Consider the following 22,073-nt stretch of genomic DNA (forward strand, 5'->3'; position numbering starts at 1 on the left):
CGCTGTGTGTCGTGGTCGGATCCGGAAGGGCCGGTTACTCATCGCCGAGCTCCCTGTCGATGAACGCGAACATCTCGTCGTCCGTCGCTTGGTCGAGCGCGTCGACGACCGAAGGGGCAGTGACCTGCTGCATGCCGTCGTCGCCGTACTTGGAGATCATGGATTCCAGGCGCCGGACGAGCTTCGTGAGAGCACCCGCGTCGGCGGTCTGCGCGAGACCGGATTCGATCTCCTGGAGCTTGTCGAAGAGCAGGGCTGTGGCAGCCATCTCCTGCCCGGGAAGCAGCTCTGCGGCGAGGAACTCGGAGAGCCTCGCCGAGGTCGGGTAGTCGAACACCAGTGTTGCGGGCAGCCGGAGCCCGGTGGCGGCGTTGAGCCGGTTGCGGAGCTCCACCGCGGTGAGCGAGTCGAAGCCCAGGTCCTTGAACGCCTGACGTTCGCCGATGGCGTCCACCGAGGCGTGTCCGAGAACGTGGGCCACCTCGGTGAGGACGGTGTGCTGGAGCAAGCGGCCCTGGTCGGCGGGCGACAGCGCGGCCAGCCGCTTCGGGAGTTGCGGCTCGCGCACAGCGCTCTGGCCGGCTCGCCGGACGGCGGCCGGGACGAGGCCGCGGAGGAGTGCGGGTATGGGGGTGGTGCCGTTCCAGGAGCGGAGGGCGCGGGTGTCGAGGAGCATGGCCACCACGTCGGCGCGGTCCGCGTTCAGGGCGGTGTCGAACAGGGCCAGACCCTGCTCGTCCGTGAGTCCGGGGCCGAGCCGGCCGGTCCGGTCCTGGAGGTGGCCGGTCATGCCGCTGGCCTGCTCCCACAGGCCCCAGGCCACGGACAGGCCGGGCAGGCCTTCCGCGCGGCGGCGGGTGGCGAGGGCGTCGAGGTAGGCGTTGGCGGCGGAGTAGTTGGCCTGGCCGGGAGTACCGAAGGTCGCCGACGCCGAGGAATACATCACGAACATCGCGAGGTCGGTGTCGCGGGTCAGCTCGTCCAGGTTCGCGGCGGCGGCGGCCTTGGCTCGCAGGACCGTCTCCAGGCGTTCCTGGGTGAGGGCGGTGAACACACCGTCGTCGAGGACTCCGGCGGCGTGGACGACGCCGGTCAGCGGAGCCTCGGCGGGGATGTCCGCCAGCACGGCTGCGAGGGCGTCGCGGTCGGCGGCATCGCAGGCCACGATCCGTGCCTGGGCGCCGAGTTCGGCGAGTTCGGCGGTGAGGTCTGCCGCGCCGGGGGCATCCGGACCTTGCCGGGACAGCAGGAGCAGGTGCCGGATGCCGTGCTCGGTGACCAGGTGGCGGGCCAGTAGCCCGCCGAGGGTGCCGGTGCCGCCGGTGATCAGTACGGTGCCGTCACTGTCCAGCGGCGCAGTCTGCTCGCCGCCCGCGGCACGGGTCAGGCGGGGTACCAGGAGTGCACCGTCGCGGATGGCGACCTGTGGCTCGTCGACACCGGCCAACAGGGCCAGATCCACTCCCTCTTCCTCGGTGGCCGGGTCGGTGTCGATCAGCACGATCCGGTCCGGGTGCTCCGACTGCGCCGAGCGCACCAGGCCCCACACCGCCGCACCCACCGCGTCGACCATGCCGTCAGGACCCGCGGGCATGGCGCCCCGCGTCACCACCACCAGGCGTTCATCGTCAGGTCGTTCCTCGCCCAGCCACTCCTGCACCCGGCGCATCATGTCGCCGGTGACTTCTTCCGTCGGTCCGTCTCCGACGGAGAACACCGTCCACGCGGAGCCGTCCGTCCCGTCCTCGGCAGCGGAAGCGGGAGTGGGAGCCGGTGACGCGGGGACCCAGTCGACCGCGAAGAGTGTGTCGCCGCGGGTGGCGGCGACAGGCAACTGCTCACGGGAGACCAGAGAGCGGACGATCGCGACCGGCACGCCGGCGCCGTCGGCCGCCTTGACGCACACTCCGTCACCGTCGGGAACGATCGCCACCCGGAGCACCGTCGCCCCGACCGCGAACAGTTCCACACCCGACCACGCGAACGGCAACCGCGGCCCGGAGGCTTCGGCATCGCCCGCAACGAGTCCGGACGGGTGCAACGCCGCGTCGAGCAGCGCCGGATGGATGCCGAATCCGTCGACCTGGCTCACAGCCGGCTCCGGCAGCACCACCTCGGCGTAGACCGCCGACTCGTCCCGCCACACCGCCTGCACGCCCTGGAACACCGGGCCGTACGCGAATCCCGAACCGGCCAGAACGTCGTACAAGCCGTCGGCCTCGACGGCCGTCGCGCCCTTCGGCGGCCAGACCGCCAGATCGAACTCCGGGACTCCGGCGCCCGATGCGGCGAGCACCCCGGATGCGTGCAACGTCCACGCCTCCGCATCGTCGGTGCGGGCGTGCACCTGTACGGACCGGTCGTCCGACGTGTCCGGGGCCGCGACCCGGACCTGGACCTGGACGCCGCCTGTGGTCGGAAGGACCAGCGGGGCCTGGAGGACCAGCTCGCGGATCAGGGCACAGCCCACCTCGCGGCCCGCCCGCAGAACCATCTCGACGAGCGCGGCACCGGGCACCAGGACACGGTCCAGTACGACGTGGTCGGCCAGCCACGGCTGCGAACCGACCGCCAGCCGGCCGGTCAGCACCATGCCGTCACCGTCGGCGAGCGACACGGCCGCACCCAGCAGCGCGTGGCCGGCGCCCGTCAGGCCGACCGCACCCAGGTCGCCGGCGGCCATCTTCGGCTGCGGCCAGTACCGCTCGTGCTGGAAGGCATAGGTGGGCAGGTCGACCGTTCGGCCGTCCCAGCCGTTGAACACGCCGGGCCAGTCGATGCCGGCGCCGGAGGTCCACAGGCGGCTGACGGCGGTCAGCGCGGTGTGGGTCTCGTCGCGGTCCTTGCGCAGGACAGGGATGACCTCGGCGTCGGTGACGGTGTCCTGGGCCATGCCCGACAGGACGCCGTCGGGCCCGAGTTCGACGTACCGCGTCACGCCCATCGCTTCGAGCGCCGTGACGCCCTTCGCGAAGCGGACCGTGTGGCGGACCTGGTTCAGCCAGTACTCCGGCTGCTGCATGGCGCCGGGTTCGGCGACGGCGCCGGTCAGGTTCGACACGACGGGGGTCCGGGCCGGGTGGAAGGTCAACCCGTTCAGAACGGTCGCGAACTCGTCCAGCATCGGTTCCATCAGGGCGGAGTGGAAGGCGTGCGACACGGTCAGGATGTTGAACCGGCGTTCCTGCCCGGCGCATTCGGCTGCGTAGCGCTCGATTGCTTCGAGGTCGCCGGAGAGGACCACGGAGTTCGGCCCGTTGACTGCGGCGATGTCCAGGCCGGAGTCTGCGACGTCGGCTTCGGTGGCCTGGACGGCGAGCATGCCGCCGCCGGTGGGCAGTGCCTGCATCAGGCGGCCCCGTTCGGCGACAAGTACGCAGGCGTCGTCCAGGTCGAGGATGCCCGCGACGTGCGCGGCGGTGATCTCGCCCAGGGAGTGACCCAGGAGCGCATCCGGAGTGACGCCCCAGGACTCGACGAGCCGGAACAGCGCGACTTCGAGGGCGAACAGCCCGGCCTGCGCCCACATCGTCCGGTCGAGATCGACGCCGTCGGTCAGCACGTCGCGCAGAGGGCGTTCCAGCCGGGCGTCGAGCTGTGCGCAGACGGCGTCGAAGGCCTCGGCGAAGACGGGGAACGCCTCGTACAGGCCCAGGCCCATGCCGACACGCTGCGAGCCCTGCCCCGTGAACAGGAACGCGGTTGTGCCTTCACCCGCGACACCCTCGGCGAGAATCCCGTTCCCGGCCAGCACCGCGCGGTGCTCCAGCGCCGCCCGGCCGGCCGCCAGCGACCAGCCGACGTCCACCGGATCCAGGTCCGGACGCTCGGCCACGTACGACCGCAGCCGCTCGATCTGTGCCCGCAGGGCGTCCGGTGACTTCGCCGATACCGGCCACGGCACCGGAGCGGGGCGCCCGGCACGTGCCGACGGCGCCTTGACGGCGTGGGTGGCGGGCGGCTCTTCCAGGATGACGTGCGCGTTGGTGCCGCTGATACCGAACGAGGACACCGCAGCGCGGCGCGGACGGCCCGCCTCGGGCCAGGAACGTGCCTGGGTGAGCAGTTCCACCGCGCCTGCGGACCAGTCCACTTGGGGGGAGGGGGCGTCGACGTGCAGGGTCGCCGGCATCAGGCCGTGTCGTAGGGCCATGACCATCTTGATCACGCCTGCCGCTCCGGCGGCGGCCTGGGTGTGCCCGATGTTCGATTTGACGGAACCGAGCCATAGCGGCTCGTCGCTCTCACCACGGTCCTGGCCGTAGGTGGCCAGCAGTGCCTGCGCCTCGATCGGGTCCCCGAGCCGGGTGCCGGTGCCGTGCGCCTCCACGACGTCGATGTCCGCAGCCGCCACCCGGGCGTTGGCCAGTGCCTGGCGGATCACCCGCTGTTGCGACGGACCGTTCGGCGCGGTCAGACCGTTGCTCGCGCCATCCTGGTTGACGGCACTGCCGCGCACCACCGCGAGCACCTCATGCCCGTTGCGCTCCGCGTCCGACAACCGCTCCAGAACGAGCACCGCCGCGCCCTCGGACCAGCCCGTGCCGTCCGCGGCGGCGGCGAAGGACTTGCAGCGGCCGTCGAAGGCCAGTCCGCCCTGCCGGGCGAAGTCGACGAAGACGCCCGGCGTGGACAGCACCGTCACACCGCCGGCCACCGCCAGCCCGCACTCACCCGACCGCAGAGCCTGAGAAGCCAGGTGCAGGGCGACCAGTGAAGACGAACATGCCGTGTCCACCGTCACCGCCGGACCCTCGAGTCCGAAGGTGTAGGCCACCCGCCCGGAGAACACGCTTCCGGCGTTGCCCGTGCCCAGGAACGCCTCCACGCCCTCGGGCACGACGCCCAGGCTCTGGGCGTAGTCGTGGTACATGACGCCCGCGTACACGCCGGTCGACGAACCGCGGAGCGACATCGGGTCCAGCCCTGCGGATTCGAAGGCCTCCCAGACGCCTTCCAGCAGCAGCCGCTGCTGCGGGTCCATGGCCAGTGCCTCACGCGGGCTGATCCCGAAGAGCCCGGCGTCGAAGTCACCGGCACCGGTGACGAAGCCACCGGATCCGGAGACCCCGCCCCAGGTCACGTCCCAGCCGCGGTCGTCCGGGAAGTCCGTCACCCCGTCGCCGCCGGCCGTGACCAGATCCCACAGCCCTGCCGGGGAGACCACACCGCCCGGCAGCCGGCAGGACATTCCCACGATCGCGATCGGCTCGTCGGCGGCTGCCGGCCGCGTCGGTGCCACGGCGGTCGGCTCGTCGGAACCCGACAGAAGGCCGGCCAGATGATCGGCCAGGACCTGGACGCTCGGGTAGTCGAACGCCAGTGTCGCGGGCAGTCGGATCCCGGTGGCGGCGTTGAGCCGGTTGCGGAGCTCCACCGCGGTGAGCGAGTCGAAGCCCAGGTCCTTGAACGCCTGACGTTCGCCGACGGCATCCGCGGAGGTGTGTCCGAGGACGTGGGCCACCTCCGTGAGCACCGTGTTCTGCAGCAGCTTGCGCCGCTCGGCCGACGACAGCCCTGCCAGCTGCCGCAGCAACGGCGACTCGCCTACGGCGGCCTGGGCCTGGCTTGCCCTTCGGACGACGGCGGCCGGGACGAGGCCGCGCAGGAGTGCGGGTATGGGGGTGGTGCCGTTCCAGGAGCGGAGGGCGCGGGTGTCGAGGAGCATGGCGACCACGTCGGCGCGGTCCGCGTTCAGGGCGGCGTCGAACAGGGCCAGGCCCTGCTCGTCCGTGAGTCCGGGGCCGAGCCGGCCGGTCCGGTCCTGGAGGTGGCCGGTCATGCCGCTGGCCTGCTCCCACAGGCCCCAGGCCACGGACAGGCCGGGCAGGCCTTCCGCGCGGCGGCGGGTGGCGAGGGCGTCGAGGTAGGCGTTGGCGGCGGAGTAGTTGGCCTGGCCGGGAGTACCGAAGGTTGCCGATGCCGAGGAATACATCACGAACATGGCGAGGTCGGTGTCGCGGGTCAGCTCGTCCAGGTTCGCGGCGGCGGTGGCCTTGGCGCGCAGGACGGTTTCGAGGCGTTCTTGGGTGAGGGCGGTGAACACACCGTCGTCGAGGACTCCGGCGGCGTGGACGACGCCGGTCAGCGGTGTGTCGGTGGGGATGTCGGCGAGGACGGCTGCGAGGGCGTCGCGGTCGGCGGCGTCGCAGGCCACGATCCGTGCCTGGGCGCCGAGTTCGGCGAGTTCGGTGGTGAGGTCTGCCGCGCCGGGGGCATCCGGACCTTGCCGGGACAGCAGGAGGAGGTGCCGGATGCCGTGCTCGGTGACCAGGTGGCGGGCCAGTAGCCCGCCGAGGGTGCCGGTGCCGCCGGTGATCAGTACGGTGCCGTCACCGTCCAGCGGCGCAGTCTGCTCGCCGCCCACGGCACGGGTCAGGCGGGGTACCAGGAGTGCACCGTCGCGGACGGCGACCTGTGGCTCGTCGACACCGGCCAGCAGCGCCAGGTCCAGATCCTGTTCTTCGGTGGCTGGGTCGGTGTCGATCAGCACGATCCGGTCCGGGTGCTCCGACTGGGCTGAGCGCACCAGACCCCACACCGCCGCACCCACCACATCCACCGTTCCCGGCCCTGCCGGAACCGCACCGCGGGTCACTACGGCCAGTCGCGACTCCGCGGAATCCGCGTCGTCCAGCCACTCCTGGATCTGGCGCAGCACGTCGCCGACCACGACGTCCACCGGCCCGGTACCGACCGGGAGCGTCGTCCATGCCGAGGCGTCCACCGCGTCCTCCGCGGCAGCGGTGGAGGCAAGCGGCGCAGGGACCCAGTCCACCGAGAACAGGGAGTCGCCCCGAGAGGCGACGACAGGCAACTGCTCCTGCGAGACCGCCCGCGCCATCAGGGAACCCACCCGCACCACCGGCTGACCGGTGCCGTCCGCAGCCTCCACTGTGACGCCCTCGCCCTCCGGGCGGATCGCCACCCGCAGCGAGGTGGCCCCGACCGCGAACAGTTCGACGCCGGACCAGGCGAACGGCAGGCGTGGACCGGAGGTGTCGGCGTCGGCGGGAAGCAGGCCCCACGGGTGCAACGCCGCGTCGAGCAGGGCGGGATGGATTCCCAGACCCTCCACCGCAGTCGTGCTTGCGCCCGTGTCCGGCAGTTCCACATCGGCGTAGACACCCGACTCGTAGCGCCAGGCGGCCCGCACCCCCTGGAACATCGGACCGTACTCGAATCCGGCCTCGACCAGAGCCTCGTAGAACCCGGCCAGGCCCACTGCCGTCGCGTGCCGCGGTGGCCACACCTCGAGACCGAATCCGGGCGTTCCGGCTTCCGGGGAACCCAGGACTCCGGTGGCGTGCAGCGTCCAGCCGTCCGTGTCTTCGGCGCGGGCGTACACCTGCATCAGACGATCGCCTGAGGCGTCCGGATCGTCGACCCGGACCTGGACCTGGACGCCGCCCGCCGTCGGCAGGATCATCGGCGTCTGCAGGACCAGTTCCCTGACCAGACCGGAGCCGGCCTCGTGACCGGCACGCAGCGCCATCTCCAGCAACGCGGTGCCGGGGACCACGATGCGGCTCAGCACCACATGGTCGGCGAGCCAGGGCTGCGCGTCGAGGGACAGACGGCCGTGGAACACCATGCCGTCGCCGCCGGCCAGGGACACCGCCGCACCCAGCAGCGCGTGCCCGGAGCCGCCGGGGGAGCCGGCTCCGCCCGGCGGCGTCTGCGGCCAGAACCGTCGGCGCTGGAATGCGTAGGTGGGCAGGTCGACCGTTCGGTTGTTCCAGCCGTTGAACACGCCGGGCCAGTCGATGTCGGTCCCGGCGGTCCACAGGCGGCTGATGGCGGTCAGGGCGGTGTCGGTCTCGTCGCGGTCCTTGCGAAGGACCGGCGCGAAGAGCATGTCGTCGGCGGTGGCCTGGGCCATGCCGGACAGGACACCGTCCGGTCCGAGTTCCAGGCAGGTTGTCACGCCCATGGCCGCGAGGGCCGCGACGCCGTCGGCGAAGCGGACCGTCCGACGGACCTGGTCCAGCCAGTACTCCGGCCGCTGCAGGGCGCCGGGTTCCGCGATTGCTCCGGTCAGGTTCGAGACCACCGGGATGTGAGCGGGGCGGAACGTCAGGCCGGACAGGACGGTCGCGAACTCGTCGAGCATCGGTTCCATGAGGGCGGAGTGGAACGCGTGCGACACCGACAGGACACTGACCCGCAGTCCGCGCTCCGCGCACTTCGCCGCGTAGCGCTCGATCGCGTCCAAGTCACCGGACAGCACAACGGAGTTGGGGCTGTTGACGGCGGCGAGGTCGAGGCCGGAGCCGGTGACGTCGCCTTCGGTGGCCTGGACGGCGAGCATGCCTCCACCAGCGGGGAGCGCTTGCATCAGGCGGCCTCGTTCGGCGACAAGGACGCACGCGTCGTCCAGGTCGAGGATCCCCGCGACATGGGCTGCGGTGATCTCGCCCAGGGAGTGCCCCAGGAGCACGTCCGGGGTGACCCCCCAGGACTCCACCAGCCGGAACAGGGCGACCTCAAGAGCGAACAGGCCCGCCTGCGCCCACATCGTCCCGTCCAGGTCGACGCCGTCGGTGAGGACGTCGCGTAGCGGGCGTTCCAGCCGGACGTCCAAACGGGCACACACCGCGTCGAAGGCTTCCGCGAACACCGGGAACGCCTCGTAAAGCCCCAGGCCCATGCCGGCACGCTGCGAGCCCTGGCCGGTGAACAGGACCGCCAGCCGGCCGTCGCCGGCGACACCGGCCGCGAGTACGTCCTCGCCGCCCAGCACCACGCGGTGCTCCAGCGCGGCACGCGTCGTCGCCAGCGACCAGCCGACGTCCACCGGGTCCAGCTCCGGACGGTCGGCCACGTACGACCGAAGCCGTTCCACCTGGGCCCGCAACGCGGTCTCGGACTTCGCCGCGACCGGCCACGGCACCAGAGCCGGTACGTGAGTCCGCACCGCCTTCCGGGCCGGCTCCGGCTCAGGCGCCTGCTCCAGGACGACGTGGGCGTTGGTGCCGCTGATCCCGAACGAGGACACGGCCGCCCGGCGGGGTCGATCGGCCTCCGGCCAGGAACGTGCCTCGGTCAGCAGCGCCACCGCGCCGGTCGACCAGTCCACCTGGGACGACGGCTCGTCCACGTGCAGCGTTGCGGGCAGCACGCCGTGCCGCATCGCCATGACCATCTTGATCACACCGGCCACGCCCGCGGCCGCCTGGGTGTGACCGATGTTCGACTTGATAGAGCCCAGCCAGAGCGGCTCGTCGCCTTCACCGCGGTCCTGACCGTAGGTGGCCAGCAGTGCCTGGGCCTCGATCGGGTCACCCAGACGCGTTCCGGTGCCGTGGGCTTCCACCGCGTCGACGTCCGCGACCGTCAGGCGGGCGTTGGCGAGCGCCTGGCGGATCACCCGTTGCTGGGAGGGGCCGTTCGGCGCCGTCAGGCCGTTGCTCGCGCCGTCCTGGTTCACCGCGCTCCCCCTGACAACAGCCAAGATCTGGTGGCCGTTGCGCTCGGCGTCCGACAACCGCTCTACCAGCAGCAGACCGACGCCCTCGGCCCAGCCGGTACCGTCGGCCGCCGAGGCGAACGACTTGCAGCGGCCGTCCGCGGCCAGGCCGTCCTGCCGGTCGAACTCGGCGAACGCGGCAGGGCTGACCATCACCGTCACACCACCGGCGAGAGCCAGACCGCACTCGCCCGACCGCAGCGCCTGCGCGGCCAGATGCAGGGCCACCAGCGACGAGGAACACGCCGTGTCCACCGTCACCGCCGGACCCTCCAGGCCGAACGCGTACGACACCCGGCCGGAGATCACACTGTTCGCCGTGCCGGAGAGCAGATGCCCCTCGGAACCGGCAACGCCGTTGTTGCCGTACCCCGACGACGAGGCTCCCGCGAACACGCCGACACTGCGGCCCTTCAGCGACCGCGGGTCCACCCCTGCCGACTCGAACGTCTCCCAGGCCGCCTCCAGCAGCAGCCGCTGCTGCGGGTCCATCGCCAGGGCCTCACGTGGCGAGATCCCGAACAGTGCGGCGTCGAACTCGTCCGCGTCATGGACGAATCCACCCAGCCCGGCCACACCGTCCAGGCCTTCCACCGGCCAGCCCCGGTCGGCCGGGAACGGAGTGATGCCGTCGGCCGCGCCCTCGACCAGATCCCACAGCTGCTCCGGCGAGCTCACTCCGCCCGGATACCGGCACGCCATGCCCACGATCGCGATCGGTTCGTCCGGCGCCGAACCCGCGACGTGCGTCGGCAGCGTGGAATCCGGCTGGTCGTCCCCTGCGAGCTGCGTCAGGAGGTGGTCGCCCAGCACCGTCGGGCTCGGGTAGTCGAACACCAGCGTCGCCGGCAGTGACAGCCCGGTGTGCGCAGCCAGCAGATTGCGCAGTTCCACCGCCATCAACGAGTCGAAGCCCAGGTCACGGAACGCCCGGCCCGCTTCCACCGACTCCTCATCCACGTGCCCCAGCACCCGTGCGGCCTGCGCCCGCACCAGATCCAGAACCAGCCGACGGCGCTGCTCGACTGTTGCCGTCGCGAGTTGCCGGTTCCATGCCGATCCGGATTCCCCCGAGCGCGCCGGTTCAGGAGCGGCTGAGGCCTCGGGAAGATCCGACAGCAGCGCGCTGGCTCGTACAGAGGTGAACGCCGGGGCGAACTGCGGCCAGTCCACATCGGCGACCGTCACACACGACTCGCGGCCGTCCACCGCCGCGGCCAGAGCCCGAATCGCCAGGGCCGGATCCATCGGCAGCAACCCGCGCCGACGCAGGGCCTGTTCAGCCTCGCCCTGGACCGCCATCCCTGCTCCGGCCCACGGGCCCCAGGCGATCGACGTGCCGGGAAGTCCACGGTCGTGTCGGTGCTGTGTCCAGGCGTCGAGGAAGGCGTTGCCTGCTGCGTAGGCGGCCTGGCCGCCGCTGCCCCATGTGGCGGCGATGGAGGAGAACACCACGAACAGGTCGACGGGCAGGTCCGCGGTCAGCTCGTCCAGCAGCACCGTGCCCTCGGTCTTGGCGCGCACCACGTCCGTGAACGCCGCAGCGGAGGTCTGCTCCAGTTCTCCCGTGTCCCCGATCCCGGCTGCGTGCACGATGCCGGTGAGGGGCCACTGTTCCGGAACACCGGCGATCACTGTGGCAAGGGCGTCGCGGTCGGCCACGTCGGAGGCAGCGACCGTGACCTGTGCGCCCAGCCCGGCCAGTTCCTCGGCCAGGCCCTCAGGTGCGACGCCCGATCGGCTGGTCAGCACCAGGTGCGGCACGCCGCGGCCCGCCAGCCAGCGGGCCACCTCTGCGCCCAGGGCGCCGGTGCCGCCGGTGACCAGGACGGTGCCCGAGGGCTGCCATCCCTCGCCGACCACAGCCGCAGGCACCGCACGTGCCAGGCGTCGGCCGTACGCCCCCGACCCGCGGACCGCGATCTGGTCCTCGCCGCCACCGGCGGCCAGGACGCCGGCGAGACGGGCACCGGCCCGGGCGTCCAGGAACGCGGGAAGGTCGACCAGGCCGCCCCAGCGCTGCGGCAGCTCCAGCGCGGCGACCCGGCCCAGACCCCACACCGCGGCAAGGCCGGGGTTCACCAGCCGGTCCGAACGGCCCACCGACACAGCGCCACGCGTCAGCACCCACAAGGGCGCCTCGACATCAGCCAGTGCCTGCACCACAGCCAGCGTGCCCACGAGGTCATCCGCGAGCAGCACCACCCCGGCCACCCCAGGCAGCCCCGACACCTCGTCGGCCGGGACGCCGACCACGGTCGCGCCCGCGGCGGACAGTGCCGCGGACACGTCGGCATCCTCGGAACCGACGATCACCCAGGTGCCGGACAGGGCCGCCGTAACCGGGTCGGTCAGCGGCTGCCACGTGACCTGATAGCGCCATGAGTCCAGGGCCGAACGTTCCTGATGGCGCTGTCGCCACGCGGACAGAGCCGGCAACGCCGACTCCAGGCCTACGAGTTCCCGCAGGTCCTCACGCTCCACCGCATCCCAGAACGCCGCGTCGACCAGATCACCGCCCGCCGCCTGAACGACCGGCTCCGGCCAGTACCGCTCACGCTGGAAGGCATAGGTGGGCAGATCAACGACCCGGCCTCCCCAGCCGGCGAACACGGCTGTCCAGTCGACGGGGGTGCCTGTGGCCCATAGGCGGCTGATGGCGGTGAGTGCGGTGTCGGTCTCGTCGCGGTCCTTGCGCAGGACGGGGACGAACTCGGCGTCGGCGGCGGTCTCCTGGGCCATACCCGACAACAGGCCGTCGGGGCCGAGTTCCAGATAGCGGGTGACCCCCGACTCGACGGTTGCAGCGACCCCGTCGGCGAAGCGGACCGTGTGGCGGACCTGCCGCAGCCAGTACTCCGGCTGCTGCATGACACCGGGTTCGGCTATGGCTCCGGTCAGGTTCGAGACCACTGGGATCCGGGCCGGGTGGTACGTCAGTCCGGACAGGACGGTCGCGAATTCGCCCAGCATCGGTTCCATGAGGGCGGAGTGGAACGCGTGCGACACGGACAGCACGTTGAACCGCAGGCCGCGGGCGGCGCATTGGGCTGCGTAGTGCTCGATGGCTTCGGTGGTGCCGGAGAGGACTACGGAGTTGGGGCCGTTGACGGCGGCGATGTCCAGGCCGGAGTCCGCGACGTCGGCTTCGGTCGCTTGCACCGCCAGCATGCCTCCGCCGGTGGGTAGTGCCTGCATCAGCCGGCCGCGTTCGGCGACCAGGGTGCAGGCGTCGTCCAGGTCGAGGATGCCCGCGACGTGCGCGGCTGTGATCTCGCCCAGGGAGTGGCCCAGGAGCACGTCCGGGGTCACGCCCCAGGACTCCACCAGCCGGAACAGGGCGACCTCAAGAGCGAACAGCCCGGCCTGTGCCCATGCTGTCTGGTCCAGGTCGGTGCCGTCGGTGAGGACGTCGCGCAGGGGGCGTTGTAGCCGTATGTCGAGCCGTGCGCAGACTGCGTCGAAGGCTTCGGCGAACACCGGGAACTGCTTGTGCAGCCCGAGCCCCATGCCGGTTCGCTGGGAGCCCTGGCCGGTGAACAGGAACGCGGTCCGGCCCTCGCCCGCGACACCCTGGGTGAGAATCCCGTCCCCGGCCAGCACGGCGCGGTGTCCCAGCGCGGTCCGGCTGGTCGCGAGCGACCAGGCCACGTCGACGGAGTTCAGCTCAGGCTTATCGGCCACGAAGGACCGCAGCCGCTCTATCTGTGCCCGGAGGGCGGTGTCGGACTTCGCTGAGACCATCCACGGCACGAGGCCTGGCGAATGCTGTGTCGGAAGAGCCGGCTGAAGTTGCGGTTCGGGGGCTTGTTCGAGGATGACGTGGGCGTTGGTGCCGCTGATGCCGAAGGAGGACACCGCGGCGCGGCGGGGCCGGTCGTCGGTCTCGGGCCAGGGGCGTGCTTCGGTGAGGAGTTCTACCGCGCCGGCGGTCCAGTCGACCTGGGGGGTGGGTGCGTCGATGTGGAGGGTGGCGGGCATGAGTCCGTGGCGCAGGGCCATGACCATTTTGATCACACCGGCGACACCGGCAGCCGCCTGGGTGTGGGCGATGTTGGACTTTACGGATCCGACCCAGAGGGGTTCGTGGTTGTCGCCTCGGGTTTGGCCGTAGGTGGCCAGGAGTGCTTGGGCTTCGATCGGGTCGCCGAGGCGGGTGCCGGTTCCGTGGGCTTCGACGAGGTCGATGTCGGCGCCGGTGAGGTGGGCGTTGGTGAGGGCTTGGTGGATGACGCGTTGTTGGGAGGGGCCGTTGGGGGCGCTGAGGCCGTTGGAGGCGCCGTCCTGGTTGACGGCGCTGCCGCGTAGGACGGCGAGGATGTGGTGGTTGTTGCGGTGGGCGTCGGAGAGGCGTTCGACGAGGAGGAGGCCGACGCCTTCGCCCCAGCCCATGCCGTCGGAGGAGGCGGCGAAGGATTTGCAGCGGCCGTCGGAGGCGAGTCCGCCCTGGCGGTCGAACTCGGCGAACACGCCGGGGCTGGCCATGACGGTCACTCCGCCGGCGAGCGCCATGTCGCATTCGCCGGTGCGTAGGGCTTGTGCGGCCAGGTGCAGGGCGACCAGGGAGGAGGAGCATGCTGTGTCGACGGTGACGGCGGGGCCTTCCAGGCCGAATGTGTAGGAGACCCGCCCTGACATGACGCTGGTTGCGTTGCCGGTCAGCAGGTGGCCTTCGGCGCCCTGGGGCATCTGTGTCCCGGTGCCGTAGCCGGACGCGGTGCCGCCCACGAACACCCCGGTGGAGGAGCCGCGCAGCATGCCGGGGTCGAGGGCTGCCGACTCGAACGCTTCCCACGCTGTTTCGAGGAGGAGTCGTTGCTGTGGGTCCATGGCCAGGGCTTCGCGGGGGCTGATGCCGAAGAGGTCGGCGTCGAATTCGTCGGCACCATCGAGGAACGCACCCCAGCCGGCGATCGAGGCTGGCCAGCCACGGTCGGAGGGGAACGGGCCGACCGCGTCGCCCGCACTCTTCACCAGGTCCCAAAAGGATTCGGCGGAGGTCACACCGCCGGGGAAGCGGCAGGCCATTCCCACGATCGCGACCGGCTCGTCCACGGTCACGGGCATGGCAACGGCCCTTGCCGTCACCCCCGGTTCTCCGTCTGTGAGTTCGGCCAGGAGGAACTCTGTCAGTACGAGTGGGGTGGGGTGGTCGAAGACCAGCGTGGCGGGAAGCCGCAGGCCTGTGACGGACTGCAGGCGATTGCGGATCTCTACGGCCATCAGGGAGTCGAAGCCCAGGTCCCGGAACGCCCGGGACGCTTCCACCGACTCTGAAGCGGTGTGTCCCAGGACCGCCGCCGCATGGGTGCGCACCACGTCGAGCACCAGTTGCCGGCGTTGCCCCGCAGGCATCCCCTCGAGCTGCTGTCGCAGACCGGCCGACCCAACATTCTCGTCCGACGAGACCGGCGTGCTGATGGCTTCCGGTAGTTCGGCGAGGAGCCGGCTGGGGCGGATCGCGGTGAATGACGCGGCGAACGTGGGCCAGTTGATGTCGGCGACCGTGAGTCCCGACTGGTCGGTGTCGACGGCTGCCGCGAGGGTACGTATGGCGAGTTCCGGGTCCATCGGCGACATGCCGCGCCTGCGCAGAAGCTGCTGCGTGTCGCCCTGGACGGCCATTCCGGCGCCGTCCCAGGGTCCCCAGGCCACCGACGTTGCGGGCAGGCCCCGCTCCCGGCGGTCCTGTGCCCAGGCGTCGAGGAACGCGTTGCCAGCTGCGTAGGCGCCCTGGCCGGCGCCGCCCCAAATGGCGGCGCCGGAGGAGAACACGATGAACAGGTTCAACGGCAGGCCGGCCGTCAGCTCATCCAGGTGCACGACACCGTCGACCTTCGCACCGACCACCGCGGCCGTCGTGTCCCGGTCGGCCGCCTCCAGCAACTGCGCATCCCCGACACCGGCCGCATGGACCACACCCGTGAGCGGCCACTCGGCGGGAACACCAGAGATCACCTCGGCCAGCGCATCACGGTCGGCGACATCGCATGCGACGACGCTGGCCCGAGTGCCGAGCGCGGCCAGTTCTTCCACCAGGCCCTCCGGCGCCATGCCGCGGCGGCTGGTCAGTACCAGGTGCGGCACACCCCTGCCCGCGAGCCAGCGCGCCACCTCCACACCCAGCGCACCGGTACCGCCGGTGACCAGCACCGTCCCCGAGGGCTGCCATCCCTCATCCGCCACAACCGTCGGCACTGCGTGTGCCAGCCTGCGGCCGTACACACCGGAGCCGCGGACAGCGACCTGGTCCTCGCCACCGTCGGCAGCGTCGGCCAGAACCGCGGCCAGTCGGCCGGAGGCTCGGGCATCGAGTTCTGCCGGCAGGTCGATCATGCCGCCCCAGCGCTGCGGGAACTCCAGGGCAGCGACCCGGCCCAGACCCCACACCGCAGCCTGCACCGCATCGATCACCCGGTCAGAGGCGCCCACAGCGACCGCACCCCGCGTCGCCACCCACAACGGGGCGTCGACCCCCGCATCACCCAGCGCTTGCAACAGCACCGTCAGATGGGTGAGTTCGTCCGCGACCACACCGCCACCGGCAGCCCGGCCCGCCGAAGCCGACCCGGCGACCAGCACCACACCACGCACGTCCCGGACCTCGGCGATCCGCCCGGCCAGAGCGGCACGGTCCGACACCGCATCCACCGGCAGGCCCACCACCACGGCACCCGCACCGGTCAACGCCCCCGCCACATCGCTGCCTTCAGGCCCCACCACCAGCCAGGTGCCTGTCAGGGCTGCAGCTGGCGTGGCCTCCAAGGGCTTCCAGACAACCTGGTAGCGCCAGGTGTCGATGACGGAGCGCTGCTGTCGTTCCCGCCGCCATGACGCCAGCGCGGGAACCACCGACCCCAGCAGTTGCGGGGCCTCCGACAACTGGAGCGTGCCCGCGAGCTCGTCGAGATCACCGCGCTCCACAGCGTCCCAGAACCGGGACTCGACCGCATCCACCACCCCAGCAGCACCCAGAACCGACGGCGACGGGACGTCCAGCCAGAACCGCTCGTGCTGGAACGCATAGGTGGGAAGCGGGACTTGGCGGCCGGTGAGCACCGCAGCCCAGTCCACGTCGACGCCTGCCGTCCATGCTTCGCCGAGGGAAATCAGGACGCGGCGCATCCCGCCCTCGCCACGCCTCAGCGTCCCCAGCACCACGGCCTCGACACCGACCGCGTCGATGGTCTCCTCGACACCCACCGTGAGAACCGGGTGGGCGCTGACCTCGATGAACGTGTGCTTCCCCTGCGCCAGCAGGGAACGGACCGCGGTTTCGAACTCGACCGTGGAACACAGGTTGTCGAACCAGTACTGCGCGTCCAGACCGCCCTCGACGGGGCTGCCCGTCAGCGTGGAGATCATCGGAATCGTGCCGACGGCAGGGGACAGCCCGGCCAGATCCGCAAGGATCCGCTCCCGCACTTCCTCCATCCGCGGCGAATGAGACGCGTAGTCCACCGGAATCCGGCGCGCGCGGATTCCCCTTCCCTCGCAGTCGACCATGAGCGCGTCGAGGGTTTCGGCGTCACCTGAGACCACGGTGGAGGACGGGCCGTTCACCGCTGCCACCGACACGTGGCCCGTCCAGCCCGAGACCAGGTCCTCGACCGTCTCCCGCCCCGCCGCAACGGCGACCATGCCGTCCTCGCCGGCCACGGCCATCAGAGCCTTCGACCGCAGCGCCACGACGCGTGCGGCGTCGTCCAACGACAGCCGGCCCGTCACACAGGCAGCAGCGATCTCACCTTGCGAGTGCCCGACCACCGCGGACGGCACCACACCGGCCGACCGCCACACCTCGGCAAGGGCGACCATCACCGCCCACAGCACCGGCTGGACCACATCCACCCGGTCCACATCACCGTCCTGCAGCACCACTTCGGTCAGAGACCAATCCACATACCGAGCCAGTGCGGTCTCGCACTCGGTCAGCCGCTCCCGGAACACAGGGGAGGTGTCCCACAGCTCGCGGGCCATGCCCACCCACTGCGACCCCTGACCCGGGAACACGAACACCACACCACCAGAACCCGCAGCAGACCCGACGGCCGTGGGCAGGGCAGCCAGCAGCTCGTCCCGGCCTTCGCCGACGACCACCGCGCGGTGCTCCAGCGCCGCCCGCGTCGTCGCCAGCGACCACCCCACATCCACCGGATCCAGCCCCGGCCGCTCCGCCACGAACGACCTCAACCGCTCCACCTGTGCCCGCAGCGCGGTCTCGGACCTTGCCGACACCATCCACGCAGACACACCAGGCTCGCTGGTCTTCCCAGTGGTCTCAGCCGGCTCGGACTCCGGAGCCTGCTCCAGAATCACATGCGCGTTCGTGCCACTGATCCCGAACGACGACACACCCGCACGCCGCGGACGATCGGCCTCGGGCCACGGGCGCGCCTCGGTGAGCAGTTCCACCGCACCCGCCGTCCAGTCCACTTCCGGCGACGGCTCATCCACATGCAACGTCGCCGGCAGCACACCGTTCCGGAGTGCCATCACCATCTTGATCACGCCTGCGACACCCGCAGCCGCCTGCGCATGACCGATGTTCGACTTCACCGAACCCAGCCACAACGGCTCGTCGGAGTCGCCCCGCTCCCGACCGTAGGTCGCCAGCAGGGCCTGCGCCTCGATGGGGTCCCCAAGGCGGGTTCCGGTGCCGTGCGCCTCGACGGCGTCGACGTCCGCACCGGTCAGCCGGGCGTTCGCCAGCGCCTGCCGGATCACCCGCTGCTGCGACGGACCGTTCGGCGCCGACAGGCCATTGCTCGCGCCGTCCTGGTTGATCGCACTTCCGCGTACCACCGCCAGCACCTGATGCCCGTTGCGCCGGGCGTCGGAGAGCCGCTCCACGAGCAGCAGGCCGACGCCTTCGGACCAGCCGGTTCCGTCGGCCGCCGCGGCGAACGCCTTGCAGCGGCCGTCCGACGCGAGGCCGTCCTGGCGATCGAACTCGGCGAACATACCCGGGGATGCCATCACGGTGACGCCGCCGGCCAACGCCAGGTCGCACTCGCCTGCCCGCAGAGCCTGCGACGCCCAGTGCAGAGCCACCAGCGACGAGGAACACGCGGTGTCGACCGTGACTGCGGGCCCTTCGAGCCCGAAGGAGTAGGCGACGCGGCCCGAGATCACGCTCGGCGCGTTACCGGTCAGCAGATGGCCGTCGGCGCCCTCCGGCAGGTGCATGCCCACCCCATAGGTGGAGGACGACGACCCGATGAACACGCCGGTCGAGGTTCCCCGTACCCGCGCAGGTGTGATTCCAGCCGACTCGAGCGTCTCCCATGCCGCCTCCAGCAGCAGCCGCTGCTGCGGGTCCATCGCGAGGGCTTCACGGGGACTGATGCCGAACAGGCCGGGATCGAACTCGTCCGCGTCATGGACGAACCCGCCCACACCCCCGGCGGCATCGGACACGCCGACCGGCCAGCCGCGGTTTGCCGGGAAGGCCGACATGCCGTCAGTCGCGCCGGCGACCAGGTCCCACAACTGCTCCGGAGAGGTCGCGCCGCCGGGGTAGCGGCAGGCCATCCCCACGATCGCGATCGACTCATCGTTCCCGATGGTGAGTGCGGGTCGCGGAGTGTCCGGCTGTGCTTCCAAGGCTCCGAAGAACTGTGACAGCAGATAGTCGCCGAGAGCAGCCGGTGTGGGGTAGTCGAACACCAGGGTTGCGGGCAGCCGCAGGCCGGTGGCCGAGGTCAGCAGGTTGCGAAGCTCCACTGCGGTGAGCGAGTCGAAGCCCAGGTCCTTGAACGCCTGACGCTCACCGATCGCGTCGGCAGAACCGTGGCCCAGTACGGTAGCGGCGCTGCCGCGCACCAACTCCAGCAACATCTGCGGCCGTTGGGATTCAGGAACCGACCGCAGCCGCTGCACCAGCGCCAGACCCACGACCGACTCCTGCGCGACCGCACGCCGCACCCGGCCGGCGCCCAGCCCCCGCAACAACGGGGGGACTTCACCGGCCGCCCGTACCGCTGCCAGATCGAGATTGATGGGTACCAGGTGTGCGGTGGGGTGTTTCTGGGCTGTGTCGAAGAGGGCGAGGCCTTGGGTGGTGGACAGGGTGGTGCCGGCGGTGGTCGCGCGGGCCCGGTCGGTGTGGGCGAGTGCGCCGGTCATGGTGCTGGTCTGTTCCCACATGCCCCAGGCGAGGGAGAGGCCGGGGAGGCCTTGCGTGCGGCGGCGGGTGGCGAGGGCGTCGAGGTAGGCGTTGGCGGCGGAGTAATTGGCCTGGCCGGGAGTGCCGAAGGTCGCCGATGCCGAGGAGTAGAGGACGAACATGGCGAGATCGGTGTCGCGGGTCAGTTCGTCGAGGTTCGTGGCGGCGGTGGCCTTGGCCCGCAGGACGGTTTCCAGGCGTTCTTGGGTGAGGGCGGTGAAGATGCCGTCGTCGAGGACACCCGCCGCGTGGACGACGCCGGTCAGGGGAGCCTCGGTGGGGATGGTCGCGAGGACGGCTGCGAGGGCGTCGCGGTCGGCGGCGTCGCAGGCCACGATCCGTGTCTGGGCGCCGAGTTCGGCGAGATCTGCGACGAGATCGGACGCGCCAGACGCGTCAGAGCCCTGGCGGGAGAGCAGGAGAAGGTTGCGGATGCCGTGTTCGGTCACAAGGTGGCGGGCCAGCAGCCCGCCCAGCGTGCCGGTGCCGCCGGTGATCAGTACGGTGCCGTCCGGGTTCGGGCGGACGGGGAGGGTCAGGACGTTCTTGCCGATGTGCTTGGCCTGTGCCATGTGACGCCAGGCGGTGACCGCTTGGCGTACGTCCCACACGGTCAGCGGCAGGGGTTCGAGCACGCCTTGTTCGAACAGTGCGACGACCTCGGCGAGGATCTGGCCCATGCGTTCGGTGCCTGCGTCGGTGAGGTCGAACGCGAAGTACGGGACGTCGAGACCGGCGCGGACGTCAGCCTTGCCCATTTCGATGAATCGGCCGCCCGGTGTCAGAAGGCGTAGTGAGGCGTCTACGAACTCGCCTGCGAGGGAGTTGAGGACGACGTCGATGCCACGGCTGCCCGTCGCGGTGCGGATCCGCTCCTCGAAGTCGAGGTCGCGGGAGGAGGCGATCCTTGCGGGGTCAACTCCGTTGGCGATGAGAGTGGGCCATTTGCCGGGGCTGGCGGTGGCGAACACCTCCAGTCCCCAGTGTCGGGCCAGCTGCACCGCGGCCATGCCGACGCCGCCGGCGGCAGCGTGGATCAGTACCGACTCACCGGCCCTGACCCCGGCCAGGTCCCGCAGCCCGTACCAGGCCGTTGCGAACACCAGCGGTACTGCTGCCGCCTGCGCCCACGACCAGCCCTGGGGCACCTTCACGATCAGTTCCCGGCCGGTCACCGCCTCGGCAGCGAAACCTCCGTCGAAGAACCCGAACACCCGGTCCCCGACGGCGAGGTCGTCGACACCGGGGCCGGTTTCCATGACCACACCGGCCGCTTCCGAACCCATCGTGCCGGGCTCCGGGTACATCCCCAGGCCGAGGAGTACGTCACGGAAGTTCACGCCTGCCGCACGGACTTCGATCCGTACCTGGCCGTTCTCCAGAGGCAACGTGCCGGCTGCCTCGGTGTGGAGAGACTCCAGCGTGCCGTCCGTCCCGGGCAGCAGGTGCCAGTTGTGGTCCGGCAGCACCAGCCCACCGCGCACGGCCCGGGTCAGGCGGGGCACCAGGAGTGCACCGTCACGGATGGCGACCTGCGGCTCGTCGACACCGGCCAGCAGCGCAACATCTAGTTGCTCTTCGGTGGCCGGGTCGGTGTCGACCAGGACGATCCGGTCCGGGTGCTCCGACTGGGCTGAGCGCACCAGACCCCACACCGCCGCACCCACCACATCGACCGCACCGGAACCAGCCGGAACCGCGCCCCGGGTCACCACTGCCAGGCGTGAGCCGAACGTGCTCTCGTCCGCCAGCCACTCCTGCACACCGTGCAGGACGTCACCGAGCACCTGCTCCACCGGGCCGTCACCGGCCGCCAGCACCGTCCACGCCGGAACCTCTGCCGCCTCGCCGGAGACAGCAGCACCCGGCGGCAACGTCACCCACTCCACCGCGAACAGTGCTTCGTCGGAATGCCCGGCGGAGGACAGTTGCTCCGTCGACACCGCACGCGACACCAACGAGCGCACGACCGCGACCGGCGCACCGATACCGTCGGCCGCCCGGACACTGACGCCCTCGCCCTCCGGGCGGATCGCAACCCGCAAGGCCGTCGCCCCGACCGCGAAGAGTTCCACACCCGACCACGCGAACGGCAGTCGCGGCCCGTCGGTCTCGGTTCCGTTGCTGAGGATGAGGCCGGAGGGGTGGAGTGCGGCGTCGAACAGTGCCGGGTGGATACCGAACCCGTCCGCCGACTCCGCGATCGTGACCTCGGCGTAGACACCGGATGCGTCGCGCCAGGCCGCTTGCACACCCTGGAACGCCGGGCCGTAACCGAAACCCGCCCCGGCCAACGCCTCGTAGAACCCGTCGACGTCCACCGCATCCGCACCCTGCGGAGGCCACACACTCAGATCGAAATCCGCGTGCGAAGCGGTCTGTTCAGCCAGCGAGCCGGACGCGTGCAGCGTCCACTCGTCCGTGCCCTCGGCACGG

1 protein-coding gene (only partly in view) is annotated in these 22,073 nt (G+C 71.1%); it reads right to left on the reverse strand.

Annotation, left to right across the window (positions count from 1 at the left end):
- Positions 1–34: 34 nt before the first annotated feature.
- Positions 35–22,073, reverse strand: the 3' portion of a protein-coding gene (locus tag OG257_RS32620; protein ID WP_329213242.1) for a type I polyketide synthase. It continues 11,804 nt past the right edge of the window; the window shows 22,039 of its 33,843 coding nt (coding positions 11,805–33,843); its start codon lies off the right edge, out of view; the stop codon is at positions 35–37.

It is taken from the genome of Streptomyces sp. NBC_00683, from assembly GCF_036226745.1.
Lineage (GTDB): Bacteria > Actinomycetota > Actinomycetes > Streptomycetales > Streptomycetaceae > Streptomyces.